Source organism: Burkholderia sp. BCC1998, from assembly GCF_905339875.1.
In the GTDB taxonomy this organism is placed as follows: Bacteria; Pseudomonadota; Gammaproteobacteria; order Burkholderiales; family Burkholderiaceae; genus Burkholderia.
Window position 1 is genome coordinate 292,715 of the sequence record NZ_CAJPHE010000002.1, and the last position, 21,299, is coordinate 314,013.

The following is a 21,299-nucleotide window of genomic DNA, read 5'->3' on the forward strand; positions in this document are numbered from 1 at the left end:
CGTCACTGCGCCGTCTCGGCCGCATCCACAACGGGCAGCGGCCGGCTTGCGATCTTCTCGGCTTCCGCACGCTTGAGCCCCAGCGTATGCAGCAGCGTCGCCGCCGTGCGTTCCGGAAAATGCTCTCCGTTGAATCCGAGTTCCTTCAGGACACCGGCAGCCGGTGCGCCCGGAGCGACGAAGTTGAGTTCGGCGGCAATCGCGGTCAGCACCGTACCGCCAACCGAAAGGAAGCCGACGAATGGGTCGGCGACCACGAAGCGTTTCTCGGCGATACCGCGCTCCATGTCCCGCAGCAGGCGTTGACCCAGGCCGAGCGTCAGGACGCGCGCCGAAAAGCCCTCGCGTATCAGGAAGTGTCCCCACACCGGCTCGCGCCGCGCGCGCATCAGCGTATGTCGCACCGAGACGGAAATGATCTCCGCCGGGTCGGACAAGCCGCTGGCCAGGCGATCGAGCGAATCCGCGAACTCCTCGAATACCGATTCCACGAGGGTCGCGTAGATCGCCTCCTTCGATTCGAAGTGGTTGTAGAACGAGCCGAAGCCGACGTCGGCGGCCTCGGTGATTTCGTTGATGGCGACGCCTTCCATGCCCTTCTCGGCCATCAGTCTGAGCGCGGCATCCAGCAGGCGGGCACGGGTCTCCCGCTTGCGGCGCGCGCCACGCGGCTCGCGCTCTTCGGCGACCGCGGGACTGGATGCTTCCGGAGCGGAGCGCTTTGGTGTGCGGCGGCTCGGTGTATTCGTCATGACGTTTTCGATCCTTGTTCGTGCCCAAGTATAGATTCAAACGTCTACATTGACAAAGTCATCATCTATGATTTTAATGTCATCAAGGACGGCAGAACACGGCCTCAAGACCGATCGAACGACGAATGGAGATACGGTGGAGACACACATGCACACGGGCGCCAGCGCGTCCATTCACAACAGCTCGCACGCGTCGCCGAAGTGCGGGCTGCCTTCGATGCTCGGCGTATTGATCGCAGGATTCACGCCGGTCGGCGCCGCATCGGGCCATTTTTCGGCCAGTCACGGCGCCGGCGGCGAGGCGCGCCGCTCCCATGCGAAATCGACGAGCGACCTCGCGACATTCGTGGTCCGGCCAGTGATGTCCTGCGACGGTGAGATTGCATGCCCGCCGTTGCGCGGCAAGCCCCTCGATGCGACGGCGCCCGCCTTCGCAATTGTCATTCGACCTGCCTGATTGTCATCCGCCATGAAACTGACGACCACACAACCGGCTCGCCACCCGCACCCCACAACGAAGGCATCGGCGCTCGCCTATCTGATCTTCGATCGCCCCGATCTCGACGAAGCAGAGCACTTTCTCAACGACTTCGGTCTCCGAACGGTGCTGCGGGATGACACGCAATTGCTGCTGCGCGGAACCGGCAGCGCACACTTCTGTTATGTCGTTCGCCACGCGCCGAAGGCCCGCTTCGTAGGCTTCGGATTGCAGGTCAACAGTCGTGCCGATCTCGAGGCGCTCGCCAAAATCCCTGGCGCGTCGGAGATCGAGGCATCGGATTGGCCAGGCGGCGGCCTCCGGGTGCGGCTCGCCGATCCGTCGGGTTTTCGGGTCGACGCGATTGCCGGCCAGACCCGGGCCGACACGTTGCCGCACCGTGCCGCGCTTTCATTCAACTCGGTCGACACGCCGTTGCGGATCAACGAAACGCAGCGGCCGCCGGCGAGCGCGCCTGAAGTCATTCGGCTCGGACACGTCGTGCTCGAACTCGCCGACTACCAGGAAACCTGCGCGTGGTACACGCGACATTTCGGGTTCATCCCCAGCGATGTCCAGGTGCTGCCGGACGGCTCACCCGCGGTTGCCTTCATGCGGCTCGATCTCGGCGACCGGCCGGCCGACCACCATACGCTCGCGCTCGCCCAGGGGTTCGTGCCGACTTATAGCCACAGCGCGTACGAACTGGTCGACGCCGATGCCGTCGGCATGGGCCAGCGCACGCTCCGCGACAACGGGTGGGCACACGCGTGGGGCATCGGCCGACACATTCTCGGCAGCCAGATCTTCGACTATTGGCAGGACCCGTGGGGCGACAAGCACGAACACTATTGCGACGGCGACCTGTTCACGGCCGACGAGCCGACGGGCGTGCACGCGGTCAGCCGCGAAGCGATGGCGCAGTGGGGCCCGACGATGCCGCGCAGCTTCACGAAGCCCCGGCTCACGCCATCGAGCCTTGCGGCGCTGTTCCGCAACCTGCGCCGCAGTCCCGATCTGACGGTCAGCAAGCTGCTGACCCTGGCGAAGCTGTTCGCCTGATCCCCAACCGCCCATTCGACTCACGAGAGATCATTCATGTCATTGCATGTCCTGCACTTCCGGCATCATGGCCGCGCCCAATGGGGTGTGGTCGCCAACGGCGCCGTCACGCCGATTCCCGGCGACTTCGAGACAACCGCGAGCTTTCTCGCGGCGAATCCGGTTGAACGACTCGTCTCGCTCGACGGACCGACGATTCCGGAGTCGGACGTGGAGTGGCTGTCACCGGTGACCGCCAACCAGCAGTTCGTTTGCCAGGGGGCGAATTACCGTCGGCACATGATCGAATCGGGCATGGATCCGGACGCGAAAAAGTTCAACATGATCTTCACGAAGGCGACGAGTTGCATCGTCGCCGCCGACTCACGAGTCGTGAAACCCCGGCACGTCCGGTTTCTCGACTACGAAATCGAGCTCGGTCTCATCCTCAAACGCGACATCACGTCTCATCAGCAGATCACGGACGCGAACCTGCACGACTATGTCGCCGGCACCGTGATCGTCAACGACTATTCCGCGCGCGATGTCCAGATCCCGCAGATGCAGTTCTACAAGGGCAAGAGCTTCCGGACGTTCGGCCCGGTCGGCCCCTATCTGTGCCTGCTCGAGCGGCATGACTTCCCGAAGCTGAAGGCGCTCGACCTGACGTTGACCGTCAACGGCGCGGTGCGCCAGCAGGACTCGACGTCGAACCTCGTCTACGGTCCGGCAGAAACGTTGACCGAGTTGTCGGGCGTGCACGACCTTCGCGCCGGCGACCTGCTCGCGACCGGCACGCCGGCCGGCTGCGCACTCAGCATCCCGTCGCCGCTCAAGCAGCGAGCCGTCGCGCTTTTCCCCGAATCCGTCAAATGGAAGATGTTCATGAAGGTGCAGGCGGGGCGCGCGCAGTATCTGAAGGCCGGAGACATCGTCGAAGCCCGGATCGCGAGCCGCGACGGATCGATCGACCTGGGCGTGCAACGTAACGAGATCGTGGACGAAGCAGCATGAACGGCATCGCGACCCTAGACGACGTGCTGGCGATCGAAGCGCCGGGCCTTCCGCCGGACCTTCCGGCCAGCACGTACGAGATGATCTGCGCCGGTGCGGCCATCGATCCGTCCGCCCCCGCCCTTTCCTTTTTCATGACCGCCGACGCGCACCGCGACGCCGAGTGCTGGACCTACCGCGAGCTGGTTCGCGACATCACGCGCACGGCCAACATGTTCGCGCGCCTCGGTGTGAATTCGCAGTCGGTGATCGCTTATGTGCTGCCCAATCTGCCCGAAACGCATTTCGTGATCTGGGGCGGACAGGCAACCGGCATCGTATGCGCGATCAATCCGCTGCTTGAAGGCGAAGCGATCGGTCAGCTGCTCAAAGCCGCCGGCGCCAGCGTGCTCGTGACGCTCGCGCCATTTCCCGGGACCGATCTCTGGCAAAAAGTCGCGGACATCCTTCAGGAGGTCGAGCCGCTGCGGCATCTCGTGCTGGTCAACCTGGCCGATCGCGTGCGGGGCATGGCGCAATCGGCGGCACGCACGCTCCAGCACGACGCGTGTGCGCAGTTGTACGGCGCTGGCGGTTTGCGCAGCGCCGTGCCTGCGCACATCCAGATCCACGACTTCGGTACGGCAATCGCGCACGAATCCGGTACGGCGCTCGACAATGCGCGCCGCATTCGACCCGGCGACATGTCCTCTTACTTCTGTACCGGTGGAACCACCGGGTTGCCGAAAATCGCGATGCGCAGTCATGGCAACGAAGTGGCGAATGCCTGGAGCGCCGGCCGGTTCTTCGGCGACAGTATCGGCCCCGGCAAAACGACTTTTTGCGGCTTGCCGCTCTTTCACGTCAACGCCGCGATGGTGACCGGCCTCCTGCCGTTCTCGCGCGGTGCCCATGTCGTGCTCGGCACACCGCAGGGTTACCGGGGCGACGGCGTCGTCAAACGCTTCTGGGAAATCGTCGAACATCACCACATCAATTTCTTCAGTGGCGTCCCGACGCTTTATGCTTCGCTGCTCGACATTCCCTCCGAGGATCATGTCATCGACTCGCTCGAATACGGCCTGTGCGGTGCCGCGCCGATGCCTGTCGGCGTCTTCAGGTCCTTCCAGGAAAAAACGGGTATCCGGATTCTCGAAGGTTACGGCCTGACCGAAGGAACGTGCGTGAGCAGCGTCAACCCGCCGAACGGCGAGCGTCGGCTGGGATCAATCGGGCTTCGCATCCCCTTCCAGGCGATGAAGGCGGTCGTCGTGGACGATGCGGGACGGTATCTGCGCGACTGCGCAGCCAACGAAGAGGGGTTGCTCGTCCTCTCCGGGCCGAACGTGTTCACCGGCTACACGCGTGCCGACCAGAACGAGGCTCTGTGGCTCGATCTCGGCGACGGCAAGCGCTGGCTCAACACGGGCGACCTCGGCCGCTGCGACATCGACGGTTACTTCTGGCTGACCGGCCGCAAGAAGGAGTTGATCATCCGCGGCGGACACAATATCGACCCGGCGACGATCGAGGAACCGCTGCATCGACACCCGGCAGTCCAGATCGCAGCGGCGATCGGGCGCCCCGATGCCTATGCCGGCGAGTTGCCGGTCGCGTATGTTCAGCTCAAGCCGGGCATGACCGCTAGCGAACATGATCTGGAAGTGTTCATGCAGCAGGAGATCGCGGAACGCGCCGCCCTGCCGAAGCACGTCCGAATCGTCGAGGCGATCCCGCTCACCGGCGTCGGCAAGATATTCAAACCCGAACTCAAGCGCCGCGAGACGAGTGACGCACTCCGCGCGGCATTGGACCAGGGCGGAGCGCCCGGCGCATCAGTCGACGTCTCGACCAGTGGTTCCGGCGGAATGTCGGTCTCGGTCGAGCTGAGCAATCCCGGGCTCGAGACTGCCGCGCGCTTCGTGCTGGGGCGTTTTCCGTTTGCGTTTTCGATCTCGTTCGCAGCGGAACCCATTCGGTCGTCCGGTCCGGCAGCAACAGATCTGCGGTGACGGAGGCGCGCGACTAGCCGCGACAACACAAATTCCGAGAGCGGCTTGTCACTATCAATAAGGTATCCAAAGCAACTGTAGTTCTTTAATCGGACCGAGACAGAGGAGACGCAAAATGAAATTGAGGCGAACGACGAGTTTCGCAGGTGCGATGGTTTGCATCTGCACGGCTGCACTTGCCGACAACGCAGATGCGCAGACGGCCGGAAGCATCACTACGTCGGTTGGATGGCTGCACGTCGCGCCCCAGGGCGACGCGACGCCCCTGACCGTGCAAAGTGTCGGCGGCGTAACGGTGAATCAGCAGATGGCTGGTACCGGGGCGCATGCCAGCTCGACGGATACGATGGGCATCACCACCGAGTACTACGTCACCGACAACATTGGTGTCGCCATGCTGTTCGGACTGCCACTGACAGTCAATCTGGTCGGTGACGGGACGTTGCAGAAGTACGGAACCCTCGGCACGACAAGGCCGATGCCGCCCGCCGTCGAACTTCGATATCACCTGTTTTCAGCTGAATCGAAATTCCGTCCGTACGTAGGACTTGGCGTCAACTACACGTGGTTCACCCAGGTTCGGGCGACCAATCGCCAGTTCGTCACCGACAGCTTCGGGCCGGGCGGCTCGGCGCGCGCGACACTCAGTTCATCGTGGAACCCGGTGTTCGAGCTCGGGGCGAGTTACGCGATGACCAAACACTGGTCGGTCGGTGCTTCCGTCGGCTACATGCCGGTGAAGACCCACCTCACGTTATACGGACAGACCGCGACCGGCACGCAGATCGTTTCCACATCGACGCTCCGACTCAATCCCGTCAACGTTTTCCTGAACGTCGCTTACACGTTCTAGCGGGTGCGCCCCGATGCCAGCCCCCCGCATGGAAGCAACACTTTGGATAGAACGATGAAACGACAGGCTCTCAAGACCATTCTTTTTGCATTGCCCAAGGTTCTGGACCTGACGGCGCGCCGCTTCCCCGCCTATCGCGATCGCCTCAAGGAGCGCAATCTCGTCGCGTGGATCGGGCTCATGGATCAAAGCATCGGTCGCGCCATCGAGTTCAGGAATGGCCGCATTCGGTCGCGCGCCGGCAAGCATGCGCGGCCCGATGTGCGCATGGCCTTCAAGGACGTCGCCACCGCCCTGAAGTTCCTTTCCCCGAACCCGGACCAGGGCGAGATCGTCCACGCCGCCAAGAACTTCAAGGTGGTCACCGAGGGCGAGGACGAACTGCTGGTTTGGCTCATGCAAACCCTGAGCATGATGCGCACGGTCGGCCTGACGATGGGCACGCCCATGCGCGACGGCACCCGACGCTACACCACCTGTACCAATGGCGGGCCCCTGTTCGTCTACGTCAAGGATGGCCGCATCGTCCGCGTGACGCCCATCGAGCTGGACGATACGGATGCGTCAAGCTGGGTGATCGAGGCACGTGGACGCCGCTTCAGCCCGCCACGGCGCGGACTGGTCGCGCCCCACGCGTTGACCCTCAAGTCGCTGGTCTACTCCGACAAGCGCATCCTTCACCCGATGAAACGGGTCGACTTCGACCCGGACGGCGAGCGCAATCCGCAGAACCGGGGCAAGTCCGGCTATGTGCGCATCAGCTGGGACGAGGCCCTGGACATCGTCGCCAAGGAGATCAACCGGCAGAAGCGTGTTCACGGCCCCGGTTCCATCACGTTCCCGATGTCGTCCCACCACCAGTGGGGCAACGTCGGCTACTACCTCAGCGCGCTGACGCGCTTCGCCAACCTGATCGGCTTCACCCGGGTGGCCGCGAATCCGGACAGCTGGGAAGGCTGGTACTGGGGGGCCATGCATCATTTCGGCAACTCGATGCGCGTCGGCGTGCCCGCCGGCTACGGCGGCCTCGAGGACGGTCTCAAGGAGGCCGAAATGATCGTCTTCTGGTCCTGCGACCCCGAAAGTACCAACGGAGCCTACGCAGGATTCGAGGGAACCCCGCGCCGCCTGTGGGCCAAGGAGCTCGGCATCGAGTTCGTTCACATCGACCCGCACTGCAATCCCACCGCACAGCTGCTGGGCGGCCGCTGGATCCCCATCCGGCCGCAAACCGATGCCGCGCTGGCGACCGCCATCATGTACGTCTGGACCGTGGAGGGCCTGTACGACAAGGATTACGTCGCGACCCGCACGACCGGTTTCGACGATTGGAAAGCCTACCTGCTGGGCGAAACCGACGGTACCCCCAAGACGCCCGAGTGGCAGGAGAGCGAGACCGGCGTGCCGGCCAAGGACGCCCGTGCGCTTGCGCGCCTGTGGGGGAAGAAGAAGGTGCATCTCGCCGTCGGGATGACCGGCGCGGGATTCGGTGGCGCGGGCCGCGGGGCGACCGGCGCGCAATGGGCGCGCTGCATGATCATGATGATGTCCATGCAGGGCTGGGGCAAGCCGGGGGTGAATTTCGGCTGCCTCGAAATCGGCGTCCCGCACGATCTCCAGTTCTACTTCCCCGGCTACGCGGACGGCGGCATTTCAGGCGACCTGGCGTGGACCGCCAATGCGGTGGACAACTACCAGCGCATGCCGCATATCCTGACCATGAATCCCGTCAAGCAAATGGTGCCGCGACAGCAGATGCCCGATGCGATCCTCAACGGTCACGCCACCGGTTATCTCTGGGACGGCATGTCCCAGGAAGCCCAGTTTGCGCCGTTCACGTACCCGATGCCCGGCTATTCGCCGATCCACATGATCTATCGCTACGGCGGATCCGCGTTCAGTACCGTGACGAATTCCGGACGCTGGACGCAGGCCTACCGGCACTCGAGCATCGAATTCGTCGTCAATCAGTCGATCTGGATGGAAGGCGAAGCCCAGTTCGCCGACATCATCCTGCCCGCGTGCACTTCGGTGGAGCGTTGGGACATCGGAGAATGGGCGAATTCGGGCGGCTACGCCCACCACGGGTATGGCACGGTCAACCATCGCATGCTGACGCTGCAGCACAAGTGCATCGAACCCCTGGGCGAGTCCCGCTCCGACTACGACATTTTCACTGCCATCCTGACCCGGTTGGGCCTGGGTGGCATTTTCACCGAAGGCTGCGGAGATCTCGACTGGGTCAAGCGGGTCTTCGACTCGTCGGATCTGCCCGATCACATTTCGTGGCGCGAATTTTGCCGCAAGGGCTATTTCGTCGTGCCGCCCGAAAAGCCCGAGCTGCGCCATCCCGTGGACATGCGCTGGTATGCGGAAGACAGGAAGAAGGACCTGCCGGAACCTCATCCGCTGCCGTCACAGTTCTCGGAGCGGTTCGGCAAGGGCCTGCAGACGCCGAGCGGCAAGCTGGAGTTCGTGCCCGAGTTGCTGAAGCGGCACACCGCGGACAATCCGGAGCGCCCCCCGCTCAACCGATATATCCCCTCCTGGGAGGGGTTGCGCTCGGACCTGGCCCGGCGCTACCCGCTGCAACTGATCGCCACCCACAGCCGCTACAGCTTCCATACCCATTGCGACGGCAAGAATTCTGCCGTGAACGGCATCGACGATCACCGCGCGCTGATCGCGGGGCACCGGTTCTGGCTGCTGAGGCTCAACCCGGCAGACGCCGCTGTTCGATGCATCGCCCATCGCGATCTCGTCAAAGTACACAACGACCGCGGCGCCGTGATCTGTGCGGCCGATGTCTCGCCCCTGGTGAACGCCGGAGTGGTGAAATCCTACGAGGCAAGCGCTGAATTTCAGCTGATCGAAATCGATGGCGAGCAAGTCGAGATCGGCGGCTGCATGAACATGCTGACCCCCGACCGGCCTCAGACCGCCGGCACCAGCAGCATGAGCCCGAATTCCTGCCTGGTGCAGGTCGAGAAATGGCGCGGTGCCGAGGCATTCATGCTCGGTCGCGCAGCGTGAGGAATCTCAAATGAGCAAGTGGAACCTGATCATCAACGTCGGCCGTTGCGAGAACTGCCAGAACTGTGTGATCGCCGCGCGGGACGAGCACGTCGGCAATGACTTTCCCGGCTACGCGGCACCCGCTTCGGCCAGTGCCGAGAGCCCCATCCGCATCCTGCGTCGTGTACAGGGTGCGTCGCACATGATCGAGACCACTTATCTGCCGGTCATGTGCAACCACTGCGACGACGCGCCCTGCATGCGTGTGGGCGGCAGCGCCATTCGCAAGCGCGCCGACGGCATCGTCATCATCGATCCGGACAAGGCGCGAGGCCGAAAGGACATCGTCAAGGCGTGCCCTTATAAGGCGATCGTCTGGAACGAAGAACTGCAACTGCCGCAGATCTGGATCTTCGATGCGCATTTGCTCGACCAGGGCTGGTCTCGCCCGCGTTGTCAGCAGTCGTGCCCCACCGATGTCTTCGAGACGGTCAAGCTCGATGACACGGCGATGGCCGAGAAGGCCAGGCGCGAGGGACTCAAGGTATTGCGACCCAACCTGAGCACGAAACCCCGCGTGTGGTATAGCGGCCTCGAGCGGTGGGAAACGTGCTTCGTCGGCGGAAGTGTCAGTGCCGAGGCAGGAGACGTGGTCGAGTGTGTCACGGATGCGGTCGTCGTCTTGTATGCAGGTAATCGGCAGGTAGCCGAAACCGTCTCGGACGGCTTCGGCGATTTCCGGTTCGACGGCCTGGCCAGGGGCAGCGGCCTCTACCGAGTCCAAATCCGGCATGCCCGCGGCAATGCCTGGCGCGAGTGCAAATTGGGCGACAGCGCCTACCTGGGCGAGATCAGGCTCAGTCAATCGACAAACGCCGTGGCGATCGAGTGCTCATGATCCGGGCGAGACTGGACGCTGCGGTGACCGCCGGTGAACGAATCAGAAAAAACAAGGCCGGGCGAAACACCCGGCTCTCGGCAACGCCATGCCGCGTGCGCACCGCCCAAACGGCGGCACGCACGCGACCACGCGGTCGTCAGACCGCCATCACCGTCACCGACTTCGTGACGAGATACGGCTCCAGTGCTTCCGGCCCGCCTTCCGACCCGTAGCCCGAATCCTTCACGCCGCCGAACGGCATTTCCGGCCACGGCGTCGCCGGCTGGTTGATCCACAGCATCCCGACTTCGAGGCGCTGCGTCAGCAGGTGCACGTTCGCGAACGAACGCGTGAACGCATAGCCGGCCAGCCCGAACGGCAGGCGATTGGCTTCGGCGATCGCATCCTCGAGCTTGTCGAAACCGCGGATCGCCGCGACCGGGCCGAACGGCTCGTTGTTGAACACATCCGCTTCGAGCGGCACGTTCGCGATCACGGTCGGCGCGAAGAAGTTGCCTTCCGAGCCGATCCGTTCGCCGCCCGTCTCGATGCTCGCGCCGACCTTGCGCGCGTTCTCGACGACCGACGCCATCGCGGTCAGCCGGCGCGGGTTCGCCAGCGCGCCGAGCGTCGTGCCTTCCTCGAGGCCGTTGCCGACCTTCAGCCCCTGCGCATGCGCGACCAGCGCACGCGTGAATTCGTCGCGGATGCTGTTGTGCACGAGGAAACGCGTCGGCGAGATGCACACCTGGCCCGCGTTGCGGAACTTCGCGCCACCGGCGGCCTTCACCGCCAGCGCGACGTCCGCGTCCTCGGCGACGATCACCGGCGCGTGGCCGCCCAGCTCCATCGTCGCGCGCTTCATGTGCTGGCCCGCGAGCGCCGCGAGTTGCTTGCCGACCGGCGTCGAGCCCGTGAACGTCACCTTGCGGATCACCGGATGCGGAATCAGGTACGACGAGATTTCCGCTGGATCGCCGTACACGAGACCGACCACACCGGCCGGCACGCCCGCGTCGACGAACGCGCGCAGCAGCGCGGCCGGCGATGCCGGGGTTTCTTCCGGCGCCTTCACGAGGAACGAACAGCCGGTCGCGAGCGCGGCGCTCAGCTTGCGCACGACCTGGTTGACCGGGAAATTCCACGGCGTGAACGCCGCGACCGGTCCGACCGGCTCCTTCACGACGGTCTGCTGCGCGCCGAGATTGCGCGGCGGCACGATCCGGCCATACACGCGGCGGCCTTCGTCCGCGAACCATTCGATGATGTCGGCGGCCGACAGCACTTCCACACGCGCTTCCGTCAGCGGCTTGCCCTGCTCCTGCGTCATCAGCTGCGCGATCGTGTCGGCGCGCTCGCGCACCAGCGCGGCCGCCTTGCGCATCGTCGCCGCGCGCTCGTGCGCGGGCACCTTGCGCCATGCTTCGAAACCGCGCTGCGCCGCGGCCAGCGCGCGATCGAGATCGGCGATGCCCGCGTGGGCCACCTTGCCGATCGCCTTGCCCGTCGCCGGGTTCACGACGTCGATCGTCTTGCCGCTCGCGGCGTCGACCCACTCGCCGTCGATCAGCAGTTGCGTATCCGTATAAGTCACGTTAGCCATCCAGACACCCCAGTTTTACGTCGATAAAACGCGCGCGGCCGCGAACGGCCGCACGCCGGTTGACAGAAAGAACTGCGCCACCGGGCGCCCTGCACCCGGCACAATGTTCGACGACGGGCGTGCGGCACGCATGCCCGTCGTCGTCCGCCGCGGTCGGCCGCGCTCGGCGCTCCGCGCTCAGCGCGCGGCCGCCGTCGCCTTGCGGAGTTTCGCGACCTCCGCCGCCTGCACGGCCGGCGCGCCGTTGTTCCAGCCGGCGCGCATGAACGTCAGCACGTCGGCGATCTGCTGGTCGTTCAGCTGGTTCGCGAACGCCGGCATCGGGTACGCGGACGGCACGCCACCGATCACGAGCGACTCGCTGCCGTTCAACGTCACGTTGATCAGCGACGCGGCATCGGCCTCGAGCACGTTCGGGTTGCCGGCGAGCGGCGCGAGCAGCGGCGCGTAGCCGCGGCCGTCCGCGCCATGACAATGCAGGCAGTAAGCGTTATACACCTTTGCGCCCGGATCGTTCGCCGGCCGGCCCAACACGACCTGCGTCGCCTTCGGCTCATAACGGTAAGGCGGCGCGCCCGTGCCGCCCGCTGCCGGCAGCGATTTCAGGTAGCGGGACATCGCCGCCAGATCGTCGTCGGTCAGTTCCTGCGTGCTGTGGTTGATCACGCTGACCATCGAGCCGAACGCGGTCGCATGCCGGTTCGCGCCGGTCTTCAGGAATTGCGCGATATCCGCATCGCTCCAGCGGCCCAGCCCGGTATTGTGCTCGCCGGTCAGGTTCGACGCGAACCAGTTGTCGATCGGCGCGCCCGACAGGAACGCCGAACCGCCCTCGTCCAGCGCCTTCTCCTGGAAGCCGACACCGCGCGGCGTATGGCACGATCCGCAGTGCCCGAGCCCCTGCACGAGATACGCGCCGCGGTTCCACATCGCGTCCTTGGCCGGCTTGTCGGCATAAGGCGTCGTATCGAGGAACACCATGTTCCACAACGCGAGCGGCCAGCGCATGTTGAGCGGCCACGGGATGTCGGACGCCCGGTTCGCCTGCTTCACCGGCTCGACGCCGTGCATGAAGTACGCGTACAGCGCCTTCACGTCGTCGTCCTTCAGCTTCGCGTACGACGGATACGGCATCGCCGGATACAGGTTGTGGCCGTCCTTCGCGACGCCCTTGCGCAACGCGTTCGCAAAATCGGCTTCCGTATAGCCGCCGATGCCCGTGTCCGGGTCGGGCGTGATGTTGGTCGTGTAGATCGCGCCCATCGGCGCGACCATCTTCAGGCCGCCGGCGAACGGCGTGCCGCGCGGCGCGGTGTGGCACGCGACGCAATCGCCGGCCTTCGCGAGATACGCGCCGCGTGCGACCAGCGCGCTGTCGGCGGCCGCCGCTTGCGCGGCGTGCGCCGCCGTGCCGGCCATCAGTGCGGACAGCGCGATCAACGACGTGCCGAACGTGCGAGCGGCGCGATTCAGGCGGTTCGGACGATTCGAGGTGAGGTTTCGCATGGTTCGTGTCCTCCCCTCAAGCCGTCTTCAGCTGGTTGCCGACCGGCAGCTTGCGCAGCCGCGTGCCGGTCGCCGCGAAGATCGCGTTCGACACGGCAGCCGCGGTCGCCGCGGTGCCCGGCTCGCCGATTCCGCCCGGCGCCTCGGCGCTTTTGACGAGATGAACCTCGATCGGCGGCGTCTCGTTGATGCGCATCACCCGGTAGTCGGTGAAGTTGCTCTGCACGACGCGGCCGTCCTCGATCGTGATCTCGCCATACAGCGCGCCCGTGATCCCGAAGATGATGCCGCCCTGCACCTGCGCCTCGATCGTGCTCGGATTCACGGCCATCCCGCAATCGACCGCGCACACGGCACGCTTGACCTGCACCTCGCCGCCTTCCACCGCGACGTCGATGACGATCGAGAAGAAGCTGCCGAACGCGTGCATCACCGATACGCCGCGCCCTTGCCCCTTCGGCAGCGGCGTGCCCCAGCCGGCCGCCTTCGTCGCGACGTCGAGCACGTTGCGCGCACGCGGCGTCTTGTCGAGCAGCGCGCGGCGGTACTGGACGGGATCGGTCTTGGCCTGCGCCGCGAGTTCATCGATGAAGCTCTCGACGACGAACGTGCTGCGGGTCGGCCCGACGCCGCGCCAGAACGCGGTCGGCACGTGGCGCGGTTCCTGGCGCACGTAGTCGATCAACTGGTTCGGCAGGTCGTACGGCAGGTCGTTGGCAACCTCGACCGCGTCGGGATCGACGCCGTCCTTGAAGGCCGGCGGTGCGAAGCGCGCGAGGATCGACGAACCGACGATCCGGTGCTGCCATGCGACCGGCTTGCCGTTCGCGTCGAGGCCGGCCGAGATCCGGTCGTAGTAGTACGGGCGATACATGTCGTGCTGGATGTCTTCCTCGCGCGTCCACACGACCTTCACCGGCGCGTTGACCTGCTTCGCGATCTTCACGGCCTGGCCGATCATGTCCGTTTCGAGCCGTCGGCCGAAACCGCCGCCGAGCAGGTGGTTGTGCACGACGATCCGGTCGGGCGCGAGACCCGTGAGCTTCTGCACGGTGTCGACCGCCCGCGTCGGCACCTGCGTGCCGACCCAGATCTCGCAGCCGTCGCCGCGCACGTGCACCGTGCAGTTCACCGGCTCCATCGTTGCGTGCGCAAGGAGCGGCTGTTCGTAGACGGCATCGATGCGCGTCTTCGCGTTCGCGAACGCGCGGCCGACGTCGCCGTCCTTGCGCGCGACCGCGCCCTTGCCATTCGCGGCGGCCTGCGCGAGATCGGCGACGATGTCCTTCGTCGACACCTTCGCGCCCGCGCCTTCGTTCCACTTCACGACGAGCGCCGACGCACCGCGCTTCGCGGCCCACGTGTGATCGCCGACCACCGCGACCGCGTTGTCCGCGCGCACCACCTGGCGCACGCCGGGGATCTTCTTCGCGGCCGTGTCGTCGACGCTCGCGACCGTGCCACCGAACACCGGGCTGTTCACGATCACCGCATACAGCATGCCGGGCACGCGCACGTCGAGCCCGAACTGCGCGGTGCCGTCGACCTTCTCCGGCGAATCGAGCCGCTTCACCGGCTTGCCGATCAGCTTGAAATCGGCCGGCTGCTTCAGTGCGACGTCCTTCGGCACCGGCAGCTTCGACGCGGCATCCGCGAGCTGGCCGTACGATGCGCGCCGGCCGCTCGGCGTGTGATGCACTTCGCCGTTCGCCGCCCGGCAGGTGGCCGGATCCACGTTCCATTGCTTCGCCGCCGCCGAAACCAGCAGCGTGCGTGCGGTCGCGCCCGCGCGGCGCAGCGGTTCCCACGCGTACCGCACCGACGTCGAGCCGCCGGTCAGCTGGCCGCCGAGCAGCGGATCGAGGAACAGCTTCTCGTTCGGGGGCGCATGGTCGAGCGTGACGTTCGACAGCGGCACCTCGAGTTCCTCGGCGATCAGCATCGGCAGCGCCGTGTAGACGCCCTGGCCCATTTCGACCTTCGGCATCACCAGCGTGACCTTGCCGGCGCGGTCGATCTGCACGAACGCGTTCGGCGCGAATACACCGGCGCGCGCGCTTTCGTCCGCATCGCCGCCGATCACCGAGCGGCGTGCATCATCGCCCGCCGCCGGCATGCTGAAGCCGAGCAGCAGGCCACCGCCCGCCGCCGCGCCGAGCGACATGCCCGCCTTGAGAAACGTACGGCGCGACACGCCCGCGCCGGCCCGACCTGCTTCGATCAGTCCTCGCGACATGTCAGCCTCCGCAGAGCCGCCTCAGGGAGGCTGACCGCCCCCTCGGGGGGCAGCGAACAAAGTGAGCGTGGGGGCTGTTTCATCTCATATCCCCTTCGCGGCGTGTTTGACCGCCGCGCGAATCCGGTTGTAGGTACCGCAGCGGCAGATGTTGCCGGCCATTGCCGCGTCGATGTCGGCGTCGCTCGGGTTCGGGTTCGATGCGATCAGCGCGGTGGCCGCCATCACCTGCCCGGACTGGCAGTAGCCGCACTGGACGACGTCGAGCTCGCGCCATGCCTGCTGGACCTTCTGCCCGGCCGGCGTCGCGCCGACGGCTTCGATCGTCGTGATCTTGCGGCCCGCGACGGCCGCGACCGGCAGCACGCACGCGCGAGCGGCGACGCCGTCGAGATGCACGGTGCACGCACCGCATTGCGCGATCCCGCAGCCGAATTTCGTGCCGGTCAGGCCGACGACGTCGCGCAGGACCCACAGCAGGGGCATGTCGTCGGGGGCGTCGACCGTGCGGTTCTCGCCGTTGATGTTGAGGGTGACCATTCGGCCTCCGGGGGCGGTGTATTGGGGAAGCGGCGCGAACGATGCGCAGCGCCGCGTTGTCGTTGTCGTCGCCGTTGCGTCATGCGTGACGGCTGCCGTACGGTCCCGGGCGAGAACGGGCCGTGACGGGGGGTACCGCGTCGTTACTCGGCCACGTCGATGCCCGACAGCACCTTGATGACGGGCGGCGCCGCGAACCAGTCGGCCGACTTCACGCGAAATTCCGTGAAGTGCGGGCTGGCGAGGTGCGCGTCGAACGCGGCCTGGTCATCGTAGATCTCGTACAGGTGCAGGTTCGGCGAACCGTCCTGCTCGCGGAACAGGTCGTAGCGCCGGTTGCCCGGCTCGACGCGCGTCTTGGCGACCATGCTGCGCAATTCGGCCTCGGCGGCCTGCGCGTGTTCGGGTTTCAGGAACAGGGAAGCAATCACGTGAAGCGCCATCTTTGTCACTCCTTTCGAAACGGAATCGAGCATGCCACAAGCCGGCGTCTCGCGACGCCAGCGTGCAATCGTCGTGTGTCGTCTTGCGCCGGTGTCAGGCCAGTTCGTCCGGACCCACGCGCACGACGACCTTGCCGAAATTCTTGCCGGCGAGCAAGCCGATCAGCGCGTTCGGCGCATCGGCGAGATCGGGGATGACATCCTCGAGCGCCTTCACCTTGCCCTGCGCGAGCCACTCGCTCATCTCCGTCAGGAACTGCGCGTAGCCCGTCGCGTAATGATCGAAAATGATGAAGCCCTGCATCCGGATGCGCTTGCGCAGGATCGTCCCCATCAGCAGCGGCAGGCGATCGGGGCCGGCCGGCAACGCGGTGTCGTTGTAATGGGCGATCAGCCCGCACACCGGCACGCGCGCATGCTCGTTGAGCAGCGGCCACACCGCATCGAACACGGCGCCGCCGACGTTCTCGAAATAGACGTCGATGCCCTTCGGACAGGCTTCCTTCAGCCGGGCGGCGAATTGCGGATCGCGGTGGTCGACGCAATCGTCGAAGCCAAGCGTGCCCTTCACGTAGGCGACCTTGTCGGCGCCGCCCGCGACGCCGATCACGCGGCAGCCCTTCAGCTTCGCGATCTGGCCGACCACCGCACCGACCGCACCGCTCGCGGCGGCGACGACCACGGTTTCGCCGGCCTTCGGCTCGCCGATCTTCAGCAGCCCGGTGTACGCGGTGAACCCCGGCATGCCGAGCACGCCGAGTGCATGCGACGGATGCGCGAAGTCGCGGCCGAGCGGAATGAGACCGCTGCCGTCCGACAGCGAATAGTCCTGCCAGCCACCGCGCGCGACGACCAGGTCGCCTTCGCGATACGCGGGCAGGTTCGACGCCACGACACGGCTGACCGTGCCGCCGACCATCACGTCGCCGAGTTCGACCGGCGGCGCATACGACGGCGCGTCGCTCATCCGGCCGCGCATGTACGGGTCGAGCGACAGCCAGATCGTGCGCAGCAGCACCTGGCCGGCACCGGGCACCGGTACGTCGCCGGTTTCGAGACGAAAGTCGTTCGGGGTGGGCGCGCCGACCGGGCGCGTATTCAGGATGATTCTGCGGTTTGCTGCCTTGCCTTGCGGCATGGGAACCTCCGTCAACAGGAAGGGGAGTGCACGGGCACGATCGGATCAACGTTGGACAACCGTGATGCGCGAGGCTGCGGCCTTGCCGGCGAATCGGCCGGCGGCCGGGCCGCCGCCTCGCGGGTAAAACAATGTGACTTCAGCGTAAGTAGACCAGTCGTCTAGCACTCACACAAAAAACAAGGCGCGCCTGCGCGCCCCCCCCCATTACGACTGCACTCCGTCCGGCTCGAAGGACGGCAGGTTCAGCATCCGCCGTGTTTCGAGCATCGCGCGTTCGAGCGGTTTGCGGTCGCGGTGAATCTTCTCCAGCAGCGTCGCGCCCAGCCACAGCTCGTAAAGGATCGCGGCCGTATGCGCCGGATCGTCGACGCCGCCCAGCGAACCGTCGGCCAACCCGGCCTCGATCCCGCCCGCGAGCCGCTCGATGATCTGGCCGGTGCCGCGCCGCAGGACCGCGCGCATCGCCTCCGACAAATCGGACACTTCCGCGCCGAGCTTTACCGCGAGGCACTTGCCTTCCGGATCGTCTGCGCACTGCGTGCGCAGCCAGTTGCCCCAGTACGTCATCAGGCGCTGCGCGCCCGTGCCGGCCGGGTGCTTGAGCAGGTTGTCGAGGTGCTCGAGATAGCCTTCGAAATACGATTCGAGCAGCGCCTCGCCGAACGCCTCCTTCGAGCCGAAGTAATGGTAGAACGAGCCCTTCGGGATGCCCGCCGCGGCGAGAATCTCGTTCAGACCGACCGCCGAAAACCCCTTGTGGAGCATGATCGGCTTCGCGATATTCAGGATGTGCTGGCGGACTTCCGCGCCTGAAGATGCATTCATGATGGCGTATCTTAGCAACGATTAGACCGGTCGTCTAGTAACGTCGAGCCGGCAAGTTGAGCGGCACTTTACCCGAATCGCACCGCGTCGCGGACGCGTCGTCGCCGCACCGTGGCACCCACGTCACACGGGTTTCGGGACGCGCTTCCTCGCGACCGGTTTCGCCGCACGCAGGGTGCCGCCCGCCGGTCGACCCGGCGCCCGGCGCGCGGGGGGGCGTGACGCGCGTTCGGCACGCAATGCGTCGAGTTCGCCGACGTACGCGGCATTGGCCGCGCGGGCCCCGTCGAGCTGGCCTTCGAGCATGCCGCAGCGGTGTTGCGTGTCGGCCAGTTGCGCCTGCAGTGCCGCGAGATCCTTGCGGTGCTGCGTATCGCGCTGTTCGGCGCGAGCCGTGGCCGCGTCGAATTCCTTCTGAACGCGCGCGGCCGCGAGCCGTTCGCGGTCGATCTCCTGGAGCGCTCGCCTCTCCGCTGCACGCAAGCGTTCCTCGGCCCGGCCCGCGTCGTCGCGCAGCCGGTCGAGTTGCGACGTGAAATCAGCGCGCGCCTGCGCCAGCGCGCGATCGGCGTCCGCGTTGTCGGACTTCAGCCGCTCGATTTCCGCTTGCAGCGCGCGGCGCGATGCTTCGTCGGCCGCCCTCGCCTGCTCGAGTTCCTGGATGCGCACCTGGGCCGCCAGCAACGCGCTCGTGCGGTGCTCCAGCGCGGTTTCGGTGCGGGACAGGTCGACTTGCAATGCCGCGACCTCCGCTTTCGCCGCGGCCCGCTCGGCTTCGACTTCGGCGCGCAGTGCATCGAGCGCTGCGGCGGCATCGGTACTCGAGCGGCGCCACAACGCGGCGACGAGTTCGCCCGCTGCCGCCTGCAGATCGGCCGGCAAATCCGGATGCTCGATGCGCACCCGGCTCTTTTCCCGCAACTCGGCCCAGAACTCGCCGAGCACCGCCGTCGGCGTGCTCATGCTGCCCTTGCGCACGAGCTGGTAAAGGCGGTTCGCGGTGGGCGTGACGCCGAAACGGAAGAACATCAACGCGCAGACCTCGCGATAGAGCTCGCGGGTCTTCGGGAAATCGGCCCTCAGGCGGTCGATTTCGGCGATCAGGCGGGATTCGTCGGCAACGAGGTCGGACATGACGGTTTGAGTCGGTGGTTTCGTTAATAATATAACGTAAACCGTTAAATATCCAATTGTCACACCTCTATTGTTTGACATTATTTCTATAATGTCGAGTTTAGAGAGGTGGGCTTCGTTATTTCCGTACCTGACTCGCCACCTCGCTGCTCCCGTTGACGTATTGCGTCCTCTGATCCCGCCCGCGCCCGCAACGCCGAAAGCGCCCTTCCCGATCAACATACGCCGTCCCGCCTCTTCCGGTTCGTGTGTCCACGTCGCCCCACCCGATAAGCATCCGTTAAGAATCCAGCCCGCATAGTGGCGCCCAGTCCTCGCCCGAGGCCTCCGACCCGCGCCGCAACGCATGCATGACGGCGCCTTTTCAAGGAGCGATCCGTGAATCCGCGCCCTCCCGTCGTATCGACGATCCTGCTGAACAAGGTGCCCGCCGTCACCGCCATCTTCTGGATCATCAAGATCCTGTCGACCACCGTCGGCGAAACCGGCGCCGACTATCTTGCCGTCCGCGCCGGGCTCGGCGTGCCCGTCACCGACGCGTTGATGGCCCTGCTGCTCGTCTGCGCGCTCGTGCTGCAGTTCCGCGCGAGAACCTGCGTGCCGTGGCTGTACTGGCTCAACGTGGTGCTGGTCAGCGTCGTCGGCACGCAGATCACCGACGCGCTGACGGACGGGCTGGGCGTCAGCCTGTACGCGAGCACCGCCTGCTTCGCCGTCGCGCTCGCGGCCTTGTTCGCGGCCTGGTACCGGAGCGAGCGGACGTTGTCGATCGAGACCATCGTCACGACGCGACGCGAAGCGTTCTACTGGGCCGCGATCCTGCTGACCTTCGCGCTGGGCACCGCCGCCGGCGATCTGGCCACCGAAGCGCTCGGTCTCGGGTTCCGGCTCGGCATCGTGTCGTTCGGCGCGGCGATCGCGCTGGTGGCCGTCTCGATGCGACTGGGCACGAATCGCGTGCTCGCGTTCTGGGTGGCCTACATCCTCACGCGCCCGCTTGGCGCGTCGCTCGGCGATTTCCTGTCCCAGGCCCGCGAATACGGCGGCATCGGGCTGGGTGCCGCGACGACGAGCGCGGTGTTCCTGACGTCGATCGTGCTGCTGGTCGCATGCACGACGCTCGCCAACCGGCAGGCAAGCGCGCGATGACCGTCGCGTTGCCTTGCCTTGCCTGTCGCATATCCCGTCCGACTCTCCAAAGGAAATGACATGCTTACTCGAAAACTGATGTGCGCCACGATCGTCGCGGCACTCGCAGCCGGCCCCATGTCGATGCTGCTCGTCTCGCCCGTCCATGCGGCAACCGCCGCGAAGCTTGGCGACCTGTCGTCGTTCCGCGGCATCGCGACGGACACCCGGAAGCTCGTCGAAGCGGGCAATCTCGCCGGCGCGAAGACACGCATCAAGGATCTGGAGACGAAATGGGACGATGCGGAGCCGTCGCTGAAACCGCGCTCGGCTGCCGACTGGCATGTGATCGACAAGGCGATCGACCGCGCGCTGGCTGCGCTGCGCGCCGACAAGCCCGACGCTGCGGCATGCCGTCAGTCGCTGGACGATCTGCTCGCGCTGCTGAAGTAAATCGCCGCGACGGACGCCCGGTCACGCCGCGCGTCCGTTGTCGGCGCCTGCCGCGATCCGCGTCGTGACGATGCGTGCGACATCGACCGCGCGATGACTTGAAGCGCCCGATGCACGCCATCGGCTGCGCATCAAACGAACGAGGCTCGCACCATGCGAGCCTCTTGTTCTCGATGCCGTGATCGCCGCAACGCATACGTCGAGCGCAGTCTATGTATCGGCAGACGAATGCGCGCGATATCGACGCAGCGGCTTACGGCACGACA

General features: G+C 65.8%; 18 protein-coding genes. 9 read left to right on the forward strand and 9 right to left on the reverse strand.

Annotated elements, in window-relative coordinates; all coding sequences use genetic code 11:
• Positions 1-2 precede the first annotated feature (2 nt).
• Positions 3-752: a TetR/AcrR family transcriptional regulator gene (locus U5A56_RS04640; protein ID WP_124484818.1), complete on the reverse strand. Its 750-nt coding sequence runs from the start codon at positions 750-752 to the stop codon at positions 3-5.
• A gap of 148 nt (positions 753-900) precedes the next feature.
• On the opposite strand from U5A56_RS04640, the gene U5A56_RS04645 reads away from it, so the two are divergent.
• The 7 genes from U5A56_RS04645 to U5A56_RS04675 all read left to right on the forward strand — a co-directional run bounded on the left by U5A56_RS04645 (position 901) and on the right by U5A56_RS04675 (position 10,042).
• The gene (locus U5A56_RS04645; RefSeq protein ID WP_044843129.1) at positions 901-1,209 is read left to right on the forward strand and encodes a hypothetical protein; all 309 of its coding nucleotides are present in this window, start codon (positions 901-903) and stop codon (positions 1,207-1,209) included.
• Positions 1,210-1,221: 12 nt separating this feature from the next.
• Positions 1,222-2,292: a VOC family protein gene (locus U5A56_RS04650; protein ID WP_321921077.1), complete on the forward strand. Its 1,071-nt coding sequence runs from the start codon at positions 1,222-1,224 to the stop codon at positions 2,290-2,292.
• 36 nt (positions 2,293-2,328) lie between these two features.
• Positions 2,329-3,285 carry a fumarylacetoacetate hydrolase family protein gene (locus U5A56_RS04655; RefSeq protein WP_321921078.1) on the forward strand — a complete coding sequence of 319 codons (957 nt, stop codon included), beginning with the start codon at positions 2,329-2,331 and terminating at the stop codon, positions 3,283-3,285.
• The gene (locus tag U5A56_RS04660; protein WP_321921079.1) at positions 3,282-5,276 is read left to right on the forward strand and encodes an acyl-CoA synthetase; all 1,995 of its coding nucleotides are present in this window, start codon (positions 3,282-3,284) and stop codon (positions 5,274-5,276) included. The genes U5A56_RS04655 and U5A56_RS04660 overlap by 4 nt, the downstream gene beginning before the upstream one ends.
• Positions 5,277-5,391: 115 nt before the next feature.
• Entirely contained in the window at positions 5,392-6,129 is a 738-nt protein-coding gene (locus U5A56_RS04665) for an OmpW/AlkL family protein (RefSeq protein WP_124645833.1), read from the forward strand.
• Positions 6,130-6,183: 54 nt separating this feature from the next.
• On the forward strand, positions 6,184-9,162 hold the full coding sequence (locus U5A56_RS04670) for a molybdopterin-dependent oxidoreductase (protein WP_321921080.1): 2,979 nt from the start codon (positions 6,184-6,186) through the stop codon (positions 9,160-9,162).
• A gap of 10 nt (positions 9,163-9,172) precedes the next feature.
• Positions 9,173-10,042, forward strand: coding sequence for a 4Fe-4S dicluster domain-containing protein (locus U5A56_RS04675; protein WP_321921081.1), 870 nt, complete (start codon positions 9,173-9,175; stop codon positions 10,040-10,042).
• Between the two features lie 139 nt (positions 10,043-10,181).
• On the opposite strand, the gene U5A56_RS04680 is transcribed toward U5A56_RS04675, so the two are convergent.
• The 8 genes from U5A56_RS04680 to U5A56_RS04715 all read right to left on the reverse strand — a co-directional run bounded on the left by U5A56_RS04680 (position 10,182) and on the right by U5A56_RS04715 (position 19,452).
• The gene (locus U5A56_RS04680) at positions 10,182-11,627 is read right to left on the reverse strand and encodes an NAD-dependent succinate-semialdehyde dehydrogenase (RefSeq protein ID WP_044843122.1); all 1,446 of its coding nucleotides are present in this window, start codon (positions 11,625-11,627) and stop codon (positions 10,182-10,184) included.
• Positions 11,628-11,804: 177 nt separating this feature from the next.
• Complete coding sequence (locus U5A56_RS04685; protein ID WP_321921082.1) at positions 11,805-13,133, reverse strand: cytochrome c; 1,329 nt, start codon at positions 13,131-13,133, stop codon at positions 11,805-11,807.
• 16 nt (positions 13,134-13,149) lie between these two features.
• Entirely contained in the window at positions 13,150-15,369 is a 2,220-nt protein-coding gene (locus U5A56_RS04690) for a xanthine dehydrogenase family protein molybdopterin-binding subunit (RefSeq protein ID WP_321921083.1), read from the reverse strand.
• Between the two features lie 84 nt (positions 15,370-15,453).
• The gene (locus U5A56_RS04695) at positions 15,454-15,909 is read right to left on the reverse strand and encodes a (2Fe-2S)-binding protein (protein WP_321921084.1); all 456 of its coding nucleotides are present in this window, start codon (positions 15,907-15,909) and stop codon (positions 15,454-15,456) included.
• 143 nt (positions 15,910-16,052) lie between these two features.
• Positions 16,053-16,352 carry a putative quinol monooxygenase gene (locus U5A56_RS04700; protein ID WP_044843118.1) on the reverse strand — a complete coding sequence of 100 codons (300 nt, stop codon included), beginning with the start codon at positions 16,350-16,352 and terminating at the stop codon, positions 16,053-16,055.
• Between the two features lie 94 nt (positions 16,353-16,446).
• Positions 16,447-17,490 (reverse strand): NADP-dependent oxidoreductase, encoded by a 1,044-nt coding sequence (locus tag U5A56_RS04705; RefSeq protein ID WP_044843117.1) that lies wholly within the window; start codon positions 17,488-17,490, stop codon positions 16,447-16,449.
• Positions 17,491-17,697: 207 nt separating this feature from the next.
• Positions 17,698-18,318, reverse strand: a complete 621-nt coding sequence (locus U5A56_RS04710) for a TetR/AcrR family transcriptional regulator (RefSeq protein ID WP_044843116.1) — start codon at positions 18,316-18,318, stop codon at positions 17,698-17,700.
• A gap of 123 nt (positions 18,319-18,441) precedes the next feature.
• Positions 18,442-19,452 carry a DNA-binding protein gene (locus U5A56_RS04715; protein WP_321921397.1) on the reverse strand — a complete coding sequence of 337 codons (1,011 nt, stop codon included), beginning with the start codon at positions 19,450-19,452 and terminating at the stop codon, positions 18,442-18,444.
• 411 nt (positions 19,453-19,863) lie between these two features.
• On the opposite strand from U5A56_RS04715, the gene U5A56_RS04720 reads away from it, so the two are divergent.
• On the forward strand, positions 19,864-20,601 hold the full coding sequence (locus U5A56_RS04720) for a hypothetical protein (protein WP_321921398.1): 738 nt from the start codon (positions 19,864-19,866) through the stop codon (positions 20,599-20,601).
• 60 nt (positions 20,602-20,661) lie between these two features.
• Positions 20,662-21,033 (forward strand): histidine kinase, encoded by a 372-nt coding sequence (locus U5A56_RS04725; RefSeq protein WP_415749090.1) that lies wholly within the window; start codon positions 20,662-20,664, stop codon positions 21,031-21,033.
• Positions 21,034-21,299 lie beyond the last annotated feature (266 nt).